15 protein-coding genes are annotated in these 16,041 nt (G+C 38.6%); 3 read left to right on the top strand and 12 right to left on the bottom strand.

Annotated elements, in window-relative coordinates; translation table 11 throughout:
• Nucleotides 1–18: 18 nt before the first annotated feature.
• Together ACSVDH_RS08190 and ACSVDH_RS08185 are read right to left on the bottom strand one after the other, a co-directional pair.
• Nucleotides 19–2,778: a GTPase domain-containing protein gene (locus ACSVDH_RS08190; protein ID WP_439252254.1), complete on the bottom strand. Its 2,760-nt coding sequence runs from the start codon at nucleotides 2,776–2,778 to the stop codon at nucleotides 19–21.
• A 362-nt stretch (nucleotides 2,779–3,140) separates the two neighbouring features.
• A complete protein-coding gene (locus tag ACSVDH_RS08185) occupies nucleotides 3,141–3,605 on the bottom strand; it encodes a hypothetical protein (protein WP_439252253.1) in 465 nt (154 codons plus the stop codon).
• Between the two features lie 341 nt (nucleotides 3,606–3,946).
• On the opposite strand from ACSVDH_RS08185, the gene ACSVDH_RS08180 reads away from it, so the two are divergent.
• Nucleotides 3,947–4,420 carry a CotY/CotZ family spore coat protein gene (locus ACSVDH_RS08180; protein WP_439252252.1) on the top strand — a complete coding sequence of 158 codons (474 nt, stop codon included), beginning with the start codon at nucleotides 3,947–3,949 and terminating at the stop codon, nucleotides 4,418–4,420.
• A 35-nt stretch (nucleotides 4,421–4,455) separates the two neighbouring features.
• Here ACSVDH_RS08180 and ACSVDH_RS08175 read toward each other — a convergent pair whose 3' ends face one another.
• Genes ACSVDH_RS08175 through ACSVDH_RS08165 form a run of 3 tightly spaced genes read right to left on the bottom strand, consistent with a single transcriptional unit; the run spans nucleotide 4,456 to nucleotide 6,454 of the window.
• The gene (locus tag ACSVDH_RS08175) at nucleotides 4,456–4,860 is read right to left on the bottom strand and encodes a DUF350 domain-containing protein (RefSeq protein WP_299093000.1); all 405 of its coding nucleotides are present in this window, start codon (nucleotides 4,858–4,860) and stop codon (nucleotides 4,456–4,458) included.
• Nucleotides 4,861–4,877: 17 nt separating this feature from the next.
• On the bottom strand, nucleotides 4,878–6,131 hold the full coding sequence (locus tag ACSVDH_RS08170) for a glutathionylspermidine synthase family protein (protein ID WP_439252251.1): 1,254 nt from the start codon (nucleotides 6,129–6,131) through the stop codon (nucleotides 4,878–4,880).
• A complete protein-coding gene (locus ACSVDH_RS08165; protein WP_299093003.1) occupies nucleotides 6,131–6,454 on the bottom strand; it encodes a hypothetical protein in 324 nt (107 codons plus the stop codon). The genes ACSVDH_RS08170 and ACSVDH_RS08165 overlap by 1 nt, the downstream gene beginning before the upstream one ends.
• Before the next feature lie 156 nt (nucleotides 6,455–6,610).
• Between ACSVDH_RS08165 and ACSVDH_RS08160 the strand changes: the two genes are divergently transcribed.
• Nucleotides 6,611–7,051, top strand: coding sequence for a hypothetical protein (locus tag ACSVDH_RS08160; protein ID WP_439252250.1), 441 nt, complete (start codon nucleotides 6,611–6,613; stop codon nucleotides 7,049–7,051).
• A gap of 204 nt (nucleotides 7,052–7,255) precedes the next feature.
• Here ACSVDH_RS08160 and ACSVDH_RS08155 read toward each other — a convergent pair whose 3' ends face one another.
• The 6 genes from ACSVDH_RS08155 to proB all read right to left on the bottom strand — a co-directional run bounded on the left by ACSVDH_RS08155 (nucleotide 7,256) and on the right by proB (nucleotide 13,193).
• The gene (locus tag ACSVDH_RS08155) at nucleotides 7,256–8,170 is read right to left on the bottom strand and encodes an AEC family transporter (protein ID WP_439252249.1); all 915 of its coding nucleotides are present in this window, start codon (nucleotides 8,168–8,170) and stop codon (nucleotides 7,256–7,258) included.
• A gap of 60 nt (nucleotides 8,171–8,230) precedes the next feature.
• Nucleotides 8,231–8,986 carry a LamB/YcsF family protein gene (locus ACSVDH_RS08150; protein WP_439252248.1) on the bottom strand — a complete coding sequence of 252 codons (756 nt, stop codon included), beginning with the start codon at nucleotides 8,984–8,986 and terminating at the stop codon, nucleotides 8,231–8,233.
• Entirely contained in the window at nucleotides 8,973–10,001 is a 1,029-nt protein-coding gene (locus tag ACSVDH_RS08145) for a 5-oxoprolinase subunit C family protein (RefSeq protein WP_439252247.1), read from the bottom strand. Before ACSVDH_RS08145 ends, ACSVDH_RS08150 begins: the two co-directional genes overlap by 14 nt.
• Nucleotides 9,998–10,711 carry a 5-oxoprolinase subunit PxpB gene (pxpB, locus tag ACSVDH_RS08140; protein ID WP_439252246.1) on the bottom strand — a complete coding sequence of 238 codons (714 nt, stop codon included), beginning with the start codon at nucleotides 10,709–10,711 and terminating at the stop codon, nucleotides 9,998–10,000. The genes ACSVDH_RS08145 and pxpB overlap by 4 nt, the downstream gene beginning before the upstream one ends.
• Before the next feature lie 120 nt (nucleotides 10,712–10,831).
• Nucleotides 10,832–12,079, bottom strand: coding sequence for a glutamate-5-semialdehyde dehydrogenase (locus ACSVDH_RS08135; RefSeq protein WP_439252245.1), 1,248 nt, complete (start codon nucleotides 12,077–12,079; stop codon nucleotides 10,832–10,834).
• A gap of 13 nt (nucleotides 12,080–12,092) precedes the next feature.
• Nucleotides 12,093–13,193 carry a glutamate 5-kinase gene (gene proB / locus ACSVDH_RS08130; RefSeq protein ID WP_439252244.1) on the bottom strand — a complete coding sequence of 367 codons (1,101 nt, stop codon included), beginning with the start codon at nucleotides 13,191–13,193 and terminating at the stop codon, nucleotides 12,093–12,095.
• Nucleotides 13,194–13,248: 55 nt separating this feature from the next.
• Here proB and ACSVDH_RS08125 point away from each other — a divergent pair, with 55 nt between their 5' ends.
• The gene (locus ACSVDH_RS08125; protein WP_518617784.1) at nucleotides 13,249–13,776 is read left to right on the top strand and encodes a hypothetical protein; all 528 of its coding nucleotides are present in this window, start codon (nucleotides 13,249–13,251) and stop codon (nucleotides 13,774–13,776) included.
• Nucleotides 13,777–14,336: 560 nt separating this feature from the next.
• Here ACSVDH_RS08125 and ACSVDH_RS08120 read toward each other — a convergent pair.
• Nucleotides 14,337–16,016, bottom strand: a complete 1,680-nt coding sequence (locus tag ACSVDH_RS08120; protein ID WP_439252239.1) for a glycoside hydrolase family 13 protein — start codon at nucleotides 16,014–16,016, stop codon at nucleotides 14,337–14,339.
• Nucleotides 16,017–16,041: the final 25 nt, after the last annotated feature.

Genomic DNA, 16,041 nt, shown 5'->3' with positions numbered 1-16,041 from the left:
ACAAACTCAGTCATTCAATCATCCTGTATGACTATAATCTCTTTTTGCCCGAAGCATAAATTCCTGTTGAAGAAGATTAACCTCAAATAATTTCAACGGATCATAGAAGATTTCTGGGTTTGCTTTCATCTCGCTTAGCCCTTCTTTACCCTCTTGAATCGTTGTCTCTGTTTCTTCGATGGTTTCCTTCACCTCATGAATTGGTCCAGTAAAGAATGAAGAAACATCTTGGCTTAATCCTTTTTCAAATAATTCAAACGGCAAGAAGATTTTTGTGACAATGGATTTTGTCACATCCTCATATGTTTCAATTTCAACATACTTCTTATATTGATTAACAAGCATCATTTTATTTTGATTGATCGCTCCAAATAATTTGCCAGCACTTTTTAAAATGAGCTGAGCCGGTTTATTCTTGAGCATAATATTTTCTTTTTCATAATGCATTCTACCTGTGATCCGATTAATATCACGGCGCCAATCGTCTATAATCGTAAACTCACATTGCAATAGCAGCTTTTCTTCCTGATAAATATCATTAAAAGTTTCGCTCATTTCAGCTAAGTATGCTTGACTATCAAGCAATTCTTCTTGAGAAGTTGTGATCCAATCTTCAAGTCTTTCACATATTTTTGGTAGCATATGCTGTTCAAAATAGTCCTGAATTTTAGCATTCATACTTTCATTTAGAACAAGATGAATTTGTTTAAGATCGCTGTCTTCTTTAATCAGCTCACTGCATTCCCTTAACATTTTCGGAATTGTCACCTTTGCTTCAGCTTTGCTTTCTTTCAAAAAGTCGTTATACGCTTTTAAAATGGAAGCAACTTTTTCCTGCTGAAGGTCAGTAAGTTTATTTGTAAAGCCCTTTAACCTTCCTAAGAGATCTTCATTCCACTGGATAGAGTCAATCAAGCCCTTCTCCATATCAACACGTTTTTGTAAAAGACTAGCTAAACTTTTACGGATGAGTGTTAATACTTTTGCTGTCCGTTTCTCTTGCTTTTCTTTTACATCATATTGAAAATGCGTATTGATAAATGTTGAAAGCTGGCTCAGTTGCTGGTGGAAAGGATGCAAGGACGAATATGGTAAAACGTCTGCTTCAGGATAGAGTGAGGCTATTTTTGCCTTAACTTCATCAGAAATGGCTTTAGCATCCGAATCACTTGCTATTAAATCAACTTTATTTAACAAAAAGTGGACGTTTAAACTTGGTGCAAACTTTTTCATTTGGGATAAAACATCATATTCTCTATCAGTTAATGGAGAAGTTCCATCCAGAACATAGAGCATTCCGTCAGCTAAAAGCAGGGAATCAAAAAGTTCATTTCTCATTTCCGCACTTCCATTTACAGGCGGTGTATCAATGATTGCACATTGATTCTCATGCAAGAATATACATGGACGCTTCACAAGAAAGAGCTCAGGATCCTCCCCCTGCATAAGTTCTACTAACTCACGTTGATTGTGAACAGGTCGTTTTTCAGCAGCTGAAATATGCTCCATTGAGATTTCATCATCATCATGCAGAACCACTAGGGAAGATGTCGACCCTTTGAATGGCTGATCACCTAATAAAGAATGCACAAACGTTGTTTTTCCGCTTCCAGCTTTTCCAGCTAAAAGGAAATGATGTTTTATTTTCGGATTGATCATTTCTTTCATCCACCAATTTATTTTATGATCAACCCCAACAGAATGAGTTTCTGCCCATGCATTAATTGTATTATAAAGCTGCAGCGCATTTTCTAAGCCGCTTTGTCCGTTGTCAGCTTCAAAAATAATGGTCTCTGCTTTATAAACAGCATCTGGAAGTACAGTACCAGGAAAGATTTCATTCCAAGCCAACACGGTTGCGGAAGGGAATAATCCATTAGCACGAGTTGAAAGCATCAGCCAATTTGCCAATAAATTCGGGATCACATCGTGCAGCTCTCTTAAATAATAAGAACCATCTGTTAACTCAAGAAATGTCTCTTCAAATAACACTGTGGTCTGACCCCAAGAATAGTCATTCTCTTCAAGGTCGACTGAAAAAAAGAAATCATTGATTGTTTTTAGCCATGTTAGGTATGATGTTTCATTTCGATAGCTTTCCCACAATGCTCCAATAAATTGGGCATAGGAGCTCTTACTTGCTTCAAATAACGTTAACATTGCTTCGGCAAAAAATTCAGGCTCAAACTGTTTCGTATATCCTGCTTTCACATACGAAATTAATACCTGGAACCATTCTTCCCGCTCTGTTCGAATGGATTCAGAAACCGCAAGCTTAACTGCATGGTCTGTATCATTTTTTTCTTCATAAAAGTCCCTGGCGATTCTTGTAACCTGCGGATAATCTGGGTTAATATGTAAGACCTTTTTAATAATGTCATAAGCATTTTCCACCTTATTTCTTTCTTGATAAAGCGAAAAAAGCTTAAGCGCCACTTCACTGCTTAATATTTTGTCTTCTGTTTCGATCGACGTGTATTTATCTTCAGCAGCAGAAAGCAGTCCTAGTCGATAATAAGCATCCCCAATATTCATCATGGCCCATGGCTCTAGCTCATTTTTTATATTCTCCCATTTAAAAATGGCTGCTTCATAATCCTGATCATGGTAATAAATTTCTCCCTGGGCATAACGTATATAGGACAAATCAAAGCTTTCATCACGATTTTGCTCCTCATAATAAGCTTCTCCAAGCACTTGAGAAGGCCGTCTTTGATCATGATCAGTCAAAAACGTCTCATAAAAAGTCTTATGAATTAATTGTTGTTCCGATGTCATGGTATCCTCCTGCAAAAAATGAAAGATAATCTAAAAACTTGTATTAAAGATATGGTTTGGGTCTACCTAAAGCTTTTGATCCGACAAAGCATTGAATGTGGGGGGGTATGCGTGATAAGTATCACTATCCATTTATTTTAGCAGAAATTCGCCTTGATAAAATGTAAATTTGATTTTAATTACGATCATTTATACTTTACTACCCTTTAAAAAAGAACAAAAAACCAAAACCTTCATATAAATTTCGAAAAAGGCTTTGGTTTTATTGGGGTAATAGGAATAAAAATAAAGAGTAAATGGAGTATTCAGGCAGTTGGTAAAAACGTTATCTACATGCTTGGGTAGAAAGACGGGATAGACGTTCACTTTTTATTCTTCTTAACAAAGTAAATAATCATCCAAATAATGTACCCAACAAGTAAGCCAGGAATAAGCGAAAGGATTGGCAGCCAGATAGGTCCTAATAAAACGCCATTTATTTTAAAAACGGGTGAATACATTAAGCCGACCGTAACAAAATAAGCACCAAAGACAAAGGGAAAAAATGAATATGGTGATCTATCTCCCTCAGCATCTTTAAATGCGTCCCACATCGCAAACATGTAGACACATGGATAAAACATGAGCCACTGATAATTAACAATGTGTACGGCTCTGTCAATTTCCCCTAAGAAGCTAGCCATAATGGCTGTGTTAAAATTACTGTTCACATTAATAAGGAATTCTAAAAAGATAAAGACAAAGCCTTTTAACAGTTTTCGATTAAGTATTTGGGCAAAACCCGGTAATGCTATGCTCCAAAATATTGCTTCTGTTTTTGACGTCATATTAAAGCTTCCTATTCTTCATTTTTAAAAATTTCGTTCAAAGTTCATTCAATGGTTAGTTGCTATACAAACATTTCAAAATACACTGGCTAACGTCTAAAACATCTAACTTTCATGAAAATTAGTGGTGTGTTCTCACGCATTCTTTGCTTATTACTATTTACAAAGCCTTCCAATTCTATTCTAAATTAATAAAAAAAAAGTAAAAATATGACAAAAAACATAACATTCTCATGAATTTTCCTTAAAACAAGCCTGTTTAACATTGAACTAACACCAATTTTTAAGAAATTCAATATCCTATCGTAAATTGTTTTTAAAGAAAGATGGTGATGTTAGTGATGACTGAAAATGCAAATAAGCAATACGCAAATACGCTGCCGTCAATTTGGCATGCGCTAAAAAAAATCAAGCAAATGCAGGAAAGAGCTGAGTATTTACGATCAACTCATAAATTAATTGAAGCTCCAGCCTATAAAACCATTCCTTTTATCCTGCAAACACAAAAAGGAGATCCCTTTTTTACATGGGGGAAAGCTGAAACAACTAATTATTTTGCAACAGTCTTCTTTAAAATTGTTAAACTGGAACATGATACAGGCTGTGCGACACTAGGGTTACTACGTCCAAATTTGTCTATCTGGGATGAAGAATTAGAACATGTAAAAATCGGTAAAATATATGAGATCGCTTTTGTAACGGAAACAGATGAGGTCGTGACAATTGCCCCCGCTAGCTATAGTGCAATCAAGTACTTTGATCCTGGGATGGTAGTGGAGGAAAATAAAGAGGAACATGACGAGAAAAGCGGATGACATGATAAATGGTCACCCGCTTTCATTCTTACTGGTTAATAAGTAAGTGATGCAGCAATAATCAAGCCAATAGAAACAGATAAAAATAATAAAAATAAGCCTACTGCCTGATTATCCTCGTCAATGGCTTTTGTAATATTAAATTTTGGAGTCAGCAGCTCGGCTGCATAAAAGATAATGATCTGAATAACAATAGCGACACTTCCCCAAACCACCATATCTAAAATGTTGACAGAGTTCGAAATAGATGAATACAAGACAATCGCTAAACCTAAAATCCGTCCGCCAAAAGCATAAACTGCTGCCTTATTTCCGTTTTTGATTAATTCAAATTCCTTATTCTTTGTTGTGACTTCAAATAGGGCAATTCCAATGATTAAAAGCACAACAGCTACTCCAATATAGGATATTGTCGATAAAAACAAATCTAAAAATGACATATTCTCATGTCCCTTCTTTAACGTTTTAGTCCAATTGGCAAGAAATAGGCATTATTATCGGTAATTTGCTTCCCTGCCCTTAACCCGATGCCAGATGGTTTTCCATTGATTAAAAAGCTTCCAATTAGCACTTTTCCTTCGTTCATTCCATCACATGTTTTTATTTCTTGGGCAGGCAGATCTATATACTTTTGAAAAACAGGCAATGATTTATCATAAGTTTTATGAGCATCCTCTAAGATTTTTTCTTTCCCTTTGTAAATGGATACGGTGTCTCCTTCTCGACCAAAACTTGGTTTTTTGACATACTTCACCCCGCTCTTTAAGAAAATGTCCTCTTCCAGATAAGTAGGTAAAAAATAAGTTGAAATCCATTGCTTTTCTTCTGCTGTAAAATAAGCATGATCACGTTCCATCATGCCCCAAATAACTGCTTGAACAGCCTTTGATTGCAGTAAAAATGCTGATATGGGGTTCACCATGTGCAGCTTGTTTAACGCAACAAGCTCAAGTAGCTGTACCCCGATTTCTTCATTTGTTTGTTCATCCATATCCTCAACCAAATGCTCTAACGGATAGGTTTGTCGATATAGGAGGTCAATTTTATTCCCTTCATCATCATACAACCCTTCTTGCTTTTTGATTGTCAGCTTATGTAAAGGAACATATTTTGCCGGGACATTGGCTGTTTCCATTAAAAACAAGGTCGTGTATTTGTCTTCCTCATGAGCTTCATGTGATGTAAACACAATGTTTGGTTCATGGTCAATCTCTGAACGGTGCAGCATTTCTGCTAACGCTTTGCGCATTTCTTTTCCTAACATTTCTGCTAAACCTTTATTGGGGTCTTCTACACCAAACTCTTTACATAGGACACCATTTACATAAAAAACCTCCTTTTCAAAGGTAGGTGTATCACTATTAAGCTCAAGCATCTTAAGCCCATCAGCTGTCTGAACTAAATCAACTCTGGAAATGACTGAATCAACGGGTAATGCACGATGCCTTATAAAGGGAAGGATGCTGTGCGGCAGATCCAACTGTAATAATGTTTCGTCTGATGAACTTCTCAGCAAGTTGCCTGTTTTAAAAAAAATGTGGCCGATGCGTAGCGTCGCTATGTGAATGTCAGCAATTTCCTGTTCTGTCATTAGAGCGATATCATATAACGCATATTCACTGTCATATAAATCGTGCCAAAAATGATTGACTTTGCTATAAGCATCACGCCGTTTGCTCAAATGCTCTTCTAAATGAAAGGAGTGTGACATTACCCGCCAAAACCTCCGCTAGAACCTTTACCAAATCCAGATCCGCCTCCTTTAAAGGAAGTGCTCGATTTATAGCTTTTATAAGTAGAGCTTGCGGTTAAGCTGCTTTTGGAATTATAGAATTTTCCGCCGTAATAATAATGACCATAATGAGATGAAGTATCATCATCACACTCCCAAACCCCTTCATCTGCTTCCCATTCCCAATCATCACAATCTGTTCCCTCTGGAACAGGCGGCAATGATTCATTATTACTGCAACCAGAAATCGTCATCATCGTTGCTGAAATGATTCCAGTTAATAATTTATTTGTCTTCTTCAATTGTCTTCCCCCTACTGTAAAAATAACAATCTAGTGATCTAATTAAGTAAACTCCTTAAAAACTGTTTAACTAATTTTAAATAATTCAAAAAGTCCATACATCATTTTCCACCCTCATATAGTATAGTAGAAATAGCCTAGACTTTGGAGGTAAATATGAAAAAAAACTATAAATTGGAATATCGTTTAAATGATGAGCAAAAAAATTACCCTGCATTGTATCATTATGAATTTTCTGAACCAACTGAGATTTTTTGTCGAAGACTATGTGATTATTTTATTAAAGATCAAAAGGTGTATCATAAGACATCAGCAAGTCTTGAAAAGGAATATTACGTTATTTATGTAGAATTAGATGAGGAAGAAGCGATTATTGAACATGCCAAAAGCTATACCCATGTTACGCTTGAAGTGCGTGACTATAAGGAGTATAGTGTGTCGCCGCTCATCCATACATATGATTTATATTCACATGAAGAGGCTTTATCCCTGATAGGAAATGATTTTTTATGGATAGACGAACAAGAATACAGAAAAATTTCTGCTGAAATTGATGAGGACCGGTCGACATATGTTCTTTACACGACAAAGGCATAGTCTCTAGAGGATTTTCATGGATCATTATAAAAAAGCTTGAATCTGCTGTTGGAGATTTTACGACTCTCTTATTCTTTATTTTACCAATTGTATTTTTTGTTGATTGGAACGGCTACAGCCCCTCAATTCTTTAGCTGGTGGTCCGCGAGCTGCCTAAAGGGTTTCTGAGCCCGCGGTGTCTCCTTTATTTCGTTGTTGCAGCAGTTATCCATAAATCAAACTAGATACATAGAGGACAACCGGCAATGTAACCAAGCTTAAAACCGTACTGAATAAAGTGGCTGTTGAAACGAATTGCGGTTCCGTATCGTATTGTAAGGCATACAGCGTTGTATTTGCAGCTGTCGGCATTGCTGAAAGGACAATCATAATTTGCTTTAATAAATCATCAATCGGCAGGATGAGGGTAATTCCAAACGCGATGACTGGTGATAAAAAGAGTCTTAACCCTAAGGAAAGCGAGAGCGGGGCAAACTCTAATTTTTTTACAGATATTTTCGCAAGCTGCATTCCTAAAATAATCATAATGGTTGGAACGGCCGCATTTCCAACCATCTCAATCGCTTCCATAAAAGAGCTCCCGATCGGAATCTCAAGGAGATGAAAAAGGATGCCGAACAAGGCTCCATATACGATCGGCACCTTTACAACCTCTTTCACAGCCATTTTTATTCCGCCTCCATCATGCGATCCCTTTGCAGCATAATAAATACCAACTGTGCACATAAGCAGCTGCTGAATAACCATCAAAATAACGGCATAATGCAGTCCGGCTTCTCCAAAAGCAAAGAAAATCAGAGGTGTTCCATAATTACCATTATTCATAAATGCAGAAGCTAGGATCATTCCACATGTTTTCTTTAAGGAATATCCTCTAATATAGGAAATGACATAAATAACAATGATAATCGAAAAGGCTAATCCTACCGTATAAAGCGTCATCATTGCATAATCAATCGTTAAATCCGTCGAATAAAATGTCTGAAAAGCCAGAAAAGGAAGCATTAAATAAATCGCCATCACCGATAGGGGCTTCGTATCAAACCCAATCATCTTCTCCCCAACGAATCCTATACCAAAAATAAAAAATATCGGAATTAATATCGTGAAAAATTCCATATCATCACCATGCCTACTCTTAATCTAAAATATTTTTTTACAAGGTAAAGCTACTCCATTCTAAATAGCTTTTATCTCTACCCCGTGTTCATAAAGGGTTTTCCTTATTTTTTTGGCAAATTCAACAGCGTTTTCGCCATCACCATGGATACAGATGGTGTCAGCAGAGATCGGCACTTCCACACCAGACACCGTGTCCACCTTTTGCTCTATTACCATTTTGAGCACTTGAGAAATCGCTTGGTTTTCATCCTTAATTAAGGCATTTTCCTTTGAACGCGGCGTTAACGTTCCATCTTCCATATACGTTCTGTCCGCAAATACTTCATTTGCTGTTTTTAATCCGATTTTTTTCCCCGCTTTGATCATTTCACTTCCTGACAGCCCATATAAAATCAGCTCAGGATTGATATCATATACCGCCTCGGCAATCGCTTCAGCCAGTTCTTGATTGACAGCTGCCATATTATATAAGGCACCATGCGGCTTCACATGGCTTAATTTTGCCCCTTCCGCTAAGACAAAACCGTAAAGGGCACCGATTTGGTATACGACAAGATCATATACCTCAGCAGCTGACACTGCCATCGTTCTCCTTCCAAATCCGTTTAAATCATTTAATCCGGGATGGACACCAATACTTACGGAGTAATCCATTGCTAGGCGAATCGTTTTCCTCATCGTACTTGGATCCCCTGCATGAAAGCCACATGCGATATTGGCTGAAGTAATCAAAGAAATAATCTCCTCATCAGATCCAATCGTATATCTGCCAAAACTCTCACCCATATCACAGTTCAAATCAATCCGAGCCATCATTCATCCTCCTAAACGCTTGTATTAATCCAATTTTGCATTTTGAAAACAGTTTTTCCCTTTGAAGCAACAGCTTTTGTGCATCAACAATACTAATTTCCTGAAACGTCAGTTGATTCCCCGGCAGAACCTGTGCTAATACAGGAAAATCAACACTGGCAACATACCCTATTTTCGGATACCCTCCAATGGTTTGACGATCTGCCATTAAAATAATTGGTTGTCCATCTTTCGGAACTTGAATGGTCCCCATTGTCACTGCTTCTGATAACAGTTCAAGATTTTTGCTTAATTCAAGTGGTGAACCTGATAGGCGGTAGCCCATGCGATCAGAATTCGATGTAACCTGATAGGAATCATTCAAAATTCGTTTCTTGGTTGCTTCCGTAAAGTGTTCAAAATGTGGCCCTTTTATAAATCGGATGACCGGATCTTTCTGATAATTCGGTTTCATTTGATAGCTGACTGTCCACGTTGTCGTACAAAACGAAGCTGAATTCATTCTCTTGCGAAGGAATTGCTCTAGCACCCTTGTATGACTGCTTTTTATTCCGTTCAGCTTAAGCACATCCCCCTTGTCAAGCGGACGACCGTGAAAGCCGCCAATCCCACCTCTAACGTAAGTACTGCGACTTCCCATGACAATTGGAAGATCAAATCCCCCTGCTGCCGCCAAATAGGTACGACAGCCTTGCTGTGGACGGCCAAAGCGCAAAATGCTTCCCTCTTTTACATAGACCGGTTTCCACAATGGCACCGGCTTGTCATCAATGGTTGCAGATAAATCTGCTCCGCAAATGGAAATAAGCGTGTTTTGCTGAAAAAGCAAAGTGGGACCCATTAAGGTCAATTCAAGTACTGCATCATTCTCCATGTTGCCAATAAGAGCATTCGCAATTTTGGCTGCTGTCTCATCCATCACACCTGACGCTACAACACCATATTGCTGATAGCCGACTCTGCCCAAATCCTGAACAGTTGTTGATAGACCAGCTTCCAGTAGTTTCATTGTCATCTGCCATCAGCCCCCCAGCTTTTAAATTGTTGTAGTGTGATTGGTTGAAATGAGACAAGATCTCCAGCTTGCAGAAGACTTGGCTGTTTCGCATCTTGCTGAAAAAGCTGCAGCGGCGTGCGGCCAATTATCTGCCAGCCGCCAGGACTTTCTATTGGATAAACACCTGTCTGCTCACCGCCTATACCAACACTTCCAGCGGGGATTTTTAGCCTTGGTGTTGCCTTTCTGGGCGTAGCAATTTCTTTCGCCATCCCTCCTAAATAAGGAAAGCCTGGAGCAAAACCAATCATATAGACTAAATACACTTGACTTGAGTGGATGCTGATGATCTCTTGCTGGGTTACTTGATGGTAATCAGCTACCTCTTGAAGATCTGGACCATAGTCTCCTCCGTAACAAACTGGAATGGTTACTGTTTTTGCTGGATGGTCAATTGTTTCAGGGAGTTCAGATAGCATTGATTTTAAGATGTTACTAACAATATCAAACGGAGAATTATTCGTCGCAGAAGCTTCAATCATGATGGGTTCATATGTAATCGTGACAGATGTAAAGCTTGGTATGACTTCAAGCAATCCAGAAAACGGGTGGGATTCAATGTATTTAGTGAAACTGATGACTTTACGGTGTATGTCTATATGTATGTAATCACCAAAATTTACGGTGACCGCCTTGTCACCTTGTGGATAAATAGTGTAAGTGATCAAAGTCTCCCCTCCTAGTGAATTTGCTCGATTTCATTCATCTAATGACTATTTTACCATCAATCGTTAAGTGTAAAAATAAAAGGAGCTTGCCCCTTAATTGAGGTACAGCCCCTTTCCGTTTTATTGACGAATCTGTCCGGTTCCATATACATAAAATTTACTCGAGGTTAAGGCATTTAATCCCATTGGACCGCGTGCATGAAGCTTTTGAGTGCTGATGCCGATTTCTGCGCCATAACCAAATTCAGAGCCATCTGTAAAACGTGTTGAGGCATTATGATAAACCGCTGCAGCATCAACTTTATTTAAGAATTTGGCAGCATGTTCCTGATCGGCAGTAATAATCGCCTCAGAATGATATGTTCCATATTTATTAATGTGATTTATTGCTTCATCAACACTTTGAATAACCTTTACACTGATCGAAAGTGCTAAATATTCTGTATACCAATCCTCTTCTGTTGCTGGCTTCGCAGCAGCAAGCACACTTCTTACGGCTTCATCTCCGTAAATTTCAACACCTTGGTCATGAAGTGAATCGAGGAGATCCTTGCCATATTGTGCAAACCATTTTTCATTGATTAAAATCGTTTCGATTGCATTACATACAGATGGACGCTGTGTTTTACCATTTATCACGATTGATTCAGCCATTTTATAATCTGCAGATTCATCAATGAACACATGGCAGTTTCCAGCGCCTGTTTCAAGAACAGGGACTGTTGACTCTCTAACGACTGTATCGATCAGGTTTTTTCCGCCGCGAGGAATTAATACATCTAAATATTCTTTTAAGTGGAAAAGCTCTTTTGCTGTTTCTCTGCTTGTATCCTCAATTAACTGGACAGCATTCACTGGCACATTGCTTTTTTCTAGTGCAGTGTGAATTGTTTTGACAAGAGCTTTATTTGAAAAGCTTGCAGATGAGCTTCCTCTTAAAATAACCGCATTTCCAGTCTTTAATGTTAACGTTGCCGCATCGACTGTAACATTAGGTCTTGCTTCATAAATCATCCCGATCACACCAAGTGGCACACGATTCTTTTTGATCAGAAGTCCATTGTCTTTTTGAATCGCTTCTAATGTCTCACCAACTGGATCCTTCAATTCGATTAATAGGCGAATCGCTTCTGCCATATCCGTGATCCTTTTTTCATTAAGCATGATGCGATCCAGGACGCTATCTGATAATCCATTCTCTTTTCCAGCTTCAAGATCCTTTTGATTTTCTTTTAAAATATACGCCTGATCTACTAATAACTGATCCGCTATTTTGGCTAATGCCTCATTTTTCTCCTCTGTAGACATATCTACCATTACAAAACTAGCTTCCTTTGCTGCTTTTCCCTTTTGTAAAACCTCACTCATGTTTTTTCCCTCCCTATGCTTTTACCCATTTATTTCGATGAATCACAACAATTGAAGAAAGAACCTTGTCCTCTCTCAATTCTTCACTTCGTTTCCCCATGATGTTTTTTAGCTCATCAGAAGAAAATAGAACCTCGCCCTTGCCCAGCAAGCCATTTGGTCCAACCACCTCAACAACATCACATTTTTCAAACGACCCTTTTATATCGTAGACCCCTGCAGGCAGAAGGCTTTTCCCGTTATAGACAAGGGCATCCTCAGCGCCTTGGTCCACATAGATTGTACCGGATATTTCAGAATGAAATGCGATCCACTGCCTGCTATTATTAATTGAGGCTAAGCCTTCCTTTCCGATATAGGTCCCATTTCCATCACCCTGAATAATCTCAATCAGCTTTTGACTTCCTTTTCCTAAACCAATAAACACTTGAACACCAAGTGATATTGCTGTTTTAGCCGCCATTAATTTTGACTTCATTCCACCTGTACCTACCTTCGACCCTGCTCCTTCTGCTGCTTTTAGCATGTCATCTGTTACTTCAGGAATGTAGTCGATTTTTTGTGCAAGCGGGTTCGTTCGTGGATTTGAATCATAAAGCCCATTAATATCAGTTAAAATAATTAGCTGATCAGCATGAACAAGACCGCTAACAAGTGCCGAAAGCATATCATTATCACCGAAGGTAAGCTCCTCTACTGAAACAGTGTCATTTTCATTAATAATCGGCAAAATCCCCCGCTCTAAAAGCTCTGAAATCGTTGCATAGGCATTTTTATAACGATCCTGCTTCGAAAAGTCATTTCGTGTAAGCAAAATTTGCGCAGGGATAATATCCAATTGACTAAATTGCTCAATATATGATTGCACAAGAAGACTTTGTCCAACAGCAGCTGCTGCCTGCTTACCTTTTAATGTAATCGGCCTCGTTGGATAGCCGAGCCTCGCAAAGCCAGCTGCCACTGCACCTGATGATACTAGCAGCACTTCGTGACCCGCTTTGCGAAGAGCGGCTACTGCCTGAACATGATCTGAAAATTTCTCCTGATCAATTTGCCCTTTGGCATTCGTTAACGAACTACTACCGATCTTGACAACAATCCGTTTCTTTTCCATGATTCTAAGCACCTCCACTTGCTTTGTAATTCTGCTGGGTTTGGAGAATTTGGGTATGGGGCGGGATATCGGTTTATGGGTGTGGTGCGCGGTTTATCGGCGAGTTTTCTGGGATATCGGCGGTTTTGCCCACTTTATCGGCGAGTTTTCCGATTTATCGGCGGTTTGCTCACTTTATCGGCGAGTTTTCCGATTTATCGGCGGTTTTGCTCACTTTATCGGCGAGTTTTCCGATTTATCGGCGGTTTTGCTCACTTTATCGGCGAGTTTTCCGATTTATCGGCGGTTTTGCTCACTTTATCGGCGAGTTTTCCGATTTATCGGCGGTTTTGCTCACTTTATCGGCGAGTTTTCCGATTTATCGGCGGTTTTGCCCACTTTATCGGCGAGTTTTCCGATTTATCGGCGGTTTTGCTCACTTTATCGGCGAGTTTTCCGATTTATCGGCGGTTTTGCTCACTTTATCGGCGAGTTTTCCGATTTATCAGCAACTTCCCCATTTTATCAGCGGATCTGCCTCTTTTTTCAGCGCCGCTACCTTCTTTTCAGCCACTCTATTACAAATCTCCACTCCTCAAGATGATTCCCTCTGCCAATGATACTAAAAAAGCCCTTTTCATCCCTATAAATAAGGACGAAAAGAGCTTGCTTCCGTGGTACCACCTTGATTGAATGTGAGAATTCACATCCCGCTTTGCCTCGTAACGTGAGGGGACGCCTATGTTTGCATAGGACTCGGGAGGTAGGTTCGGCGGCTTTAACGTTATGAAGTCTTCCAGCTTATAAACTTCACTCTCTATTACGAAAAGTCCCGCTTACTGATCCTCCGTAAACGTTCTCCGATTTTTTATTATTATGCCTAGTATTTGACAAACTGTCAAGAGGTTCCTCATTATTTTTAGAAAATTTGCACTTAGATAAACTAATTGTGTTAATTTTCACAATTGAATTTTACCTTTTTTATAAAGGAAACTTGGCTAGCGCCAAGCCTTAAGGCGCCGACGATTGCCTAGTTTCCCTTATACTTTAAACTTAACATTGTCCTCTACGTAGAACTTTCATCTTTGCTGACAATTTATGCTTTCTTAAAGTGTAAAAATAAAGGCATACACCCAAAAAGTGATATACCTCCTTTAAAAACATTTATTGTTCAATACGGTAAACTCGTGCTTCAAATGGTTTTAATGTTAATTTTTTTATAGCCACATGATCTTTCACATGATAATTGGCTAATAATAAATCATTTGAGCAAAGAGTAAAATCCAGTGCTTTTTCCCATGCAGCTGGCTCAGCAGATAGATTTGTAAATACGACAACCTTGTCATCATCCAGTGTACGGGTATAGGCATAGATTTGCTGATGATCTTCAAGAATAAGGTCATAGATCCCGTACGTAAATACTTCATGATTCTTCTTTAATTGAATCATTTTTTTATAGAAATGAAGCACAGAGGTTTCATCCGCCAATTGTTTTTCAACATTGATTTCCTTGTAGTTTTCATTTACACCAAGCCATGGTGTTCCTGTTGTAAATCCAGCATTTGGTTCAGATGACCATTGCATCGGGGTTCTTGAATTATCGCGGCTTGAAGCCCAAATGACTTCCATGATCTCGTCATGTGCTATGCCTTCTACACAATTGAAATGATAGAGATTTTTTGTTGCGACATCATTATATTGCTCTATATTCGCGAATTTGACATTCGTCATACCAATCTCCTGACCTTGGTAAATAAACGGTGTACCTTGCATAAAGAAATACATCGCCCCAAGTGCTGTTGCACTTTCATACCAGTATTCCGTATCATTCCCCCATGTAGACACTCTTCGCGGCTGATCATGGTTTTCAATAAACAACGCATTCCAGCCTTTATTTTCAAGGCTCTTTTGCCATTTTGTTAATACATTTTTTAACTCAATAATATCCAGCTGTTTCTTTTCACTTGCATCCCATAAAGACAAGTGTTCGAATTGGAAAACCATATTGAACTTTCCGTTTTCTTCTCCTACCCACTCGTCAAGGTCTTCCTCGTTGTCAGCCTTCACACCGTTTGCTTCACCAACAGTCATAATGTCATATTTCGAAAAAGTTTCGTCCTTCAGTTCCTTCAGGTATTGATGAATTCCCTCTACATTCATATGCTTATCAAAAGATGGTACATATTTTAGGCCCTTTTCATTTGGCATATCCTTTAAGCCTGCTTCTTTATTAATATGACTAATCGCATCAACACGGAAGCCGTCAATTCCCTTATCAAGCCACCAATTGATCATTTCGTACAAGGAATTGCGTACATCTGGATTTTCCCAGTTTAAATCAGGCTGTTTTGTTGAAAAAATATGCAGATAATATTGCTCTGTTTTTTTATCATATTTCCAGGCAGATCCGCCAAAAATGCTTTCCCAGTTATTTGGTTCCCGGCCGTCCTTTCCATCACGCCAAATATACCAATCACGCTTAGGGTTATTTTTAGAGGAACGGGATTCAATAAACCAAGGATGCTCATCACTCGTATGATTAATGACCAGATCAATAATAAGCTTCATCCCTCGTTTATGTACTTCCTCTAGTAATTGATCAAAGTCTGCCATTGTTCCAAACTCATCAAGGATATCTTGGTAATCACTAATATCATAGCCATTATCATCATTTGGGGATTTGTACATTGGACAGATCCATATGACATCAATTCCAAGCTCCTTAATATAATCCAATTTTGAAATCATCCCTTGAAGATCGCCGATACCATCACCATTTGAATCCATAAAACTTCTTGGATATACTTGATAAGCGACAGCCTCTTTCCACCATAGTTTCTTCATGTTGTTACCCCTCACTTTAATGTAG

Origin of the sequence: Metabacillus sp. Hm71, assembly GCF_051842955.2 — a bacterium.
GTDB lineage: Bacteria > Bacillota > Bacilli > Bacillales > Bacillaceae > Metabacillus.
This window is presented reverse-complemented; position numbering and strand designations above follow the sequence as displayed.

Excerpts from the sequence above, each read along its gene's own strand:
- ACSVDH_RS08125 (WP_518617784.1), top strand. The coding sequence starts at position 13,249 with ATGGGGCGGGATATCGGTTTATGGGTGTGGTGCGCGGTTTATCGGCGA.
- ACSVDH_RS08135 (WP_439252245.1), bottom strand. The coding sequence starts at position 12,079 with ATGAGTGAGGTTTTACAAAAGGGAAAAGCAGCAAAGGAAGCTAGTTTT.
- ACSVDH_RS08175 (WP_299093000.1), bottom strand. The coding sequence starts at position 4,860 with ATGTCATTTTTAGATTTGTTTTTATCGACAATATCCTATATTGGAGTA.
- ACSVDH_RS08160 (WP_439252250.1), top strand. The coding sequence starts at position 6,611 with ATGAAAAAAAACTATAAATTGGAATATCGTTTAAATGATGAGCAAAAA.
- ACSVDH_RS08185 (WP_439252253.1), bottom strand. The coding sequence starts at position 3,605 with ATGACGTCAAAAACAGAAGCAATATTTTGGAGCATAGCATTACCGGGT.
- ACSVDH_RS08180 (WP_439252252.1), top strand. The coding sequence starts at position 3,947 with ATGACTGAAAATGCAAATAAGCAATACGCAAATACGCTGCCGTCAATT.
- ACSVDH_RS08190 (WP_439252254.1), bottom strand. The coding sequence starts at position 2,778 with ATGACATCGGAACAACAATTAATTCATAAGACTTTTTATGAGACGTTT.
- ACSVDH_RS08170 (WP_439252251.1), bottom strand. The coding sequence starts at position 6,131 with ATGTCACACTCCTTTCATTTAGAAGAGCATTTGAGCAAACGGCGTGAT.
- ACSVDH_RS08145 (WP_439252247.1), bottom strand. The coding sequence starts at position 10,001 with ATGACAATGAAACTACTGGAAGCTGGTCTATCAACAACTGTTCAGGAT.
- ACSVDH_RS08120 (WP_439252239.1), bottom strand. The coding sequence starts at position 16,016 with ATGAAGAAACTATGGTGGAAAGAGGCTGTCGCTTATCAAGTATATCCA.
- ACSVDH_RS08155 (WP_439252249.1), bottom strand. The coding sequence starts at position 8,170 with ATGGAATTTTTCACGATATTAATTCCGATATTTTTTATTTTTGGTATA.
- proB (WP_439252244.1), bottom strand. The coding sequence starts at position 13,193 with ATGGAAAAGAAACGGATTGTTGTCAAGATCGGTAGTAGTTCGTTAACG.
- ACSVDH_RS08150 (WP_439252248.1), bottom strand. The coding sequence starts at position 8,986 with ATGGCTCGGATTGATTTGAACTGTGATATGGGTGAGAGTTTTGGCAGA.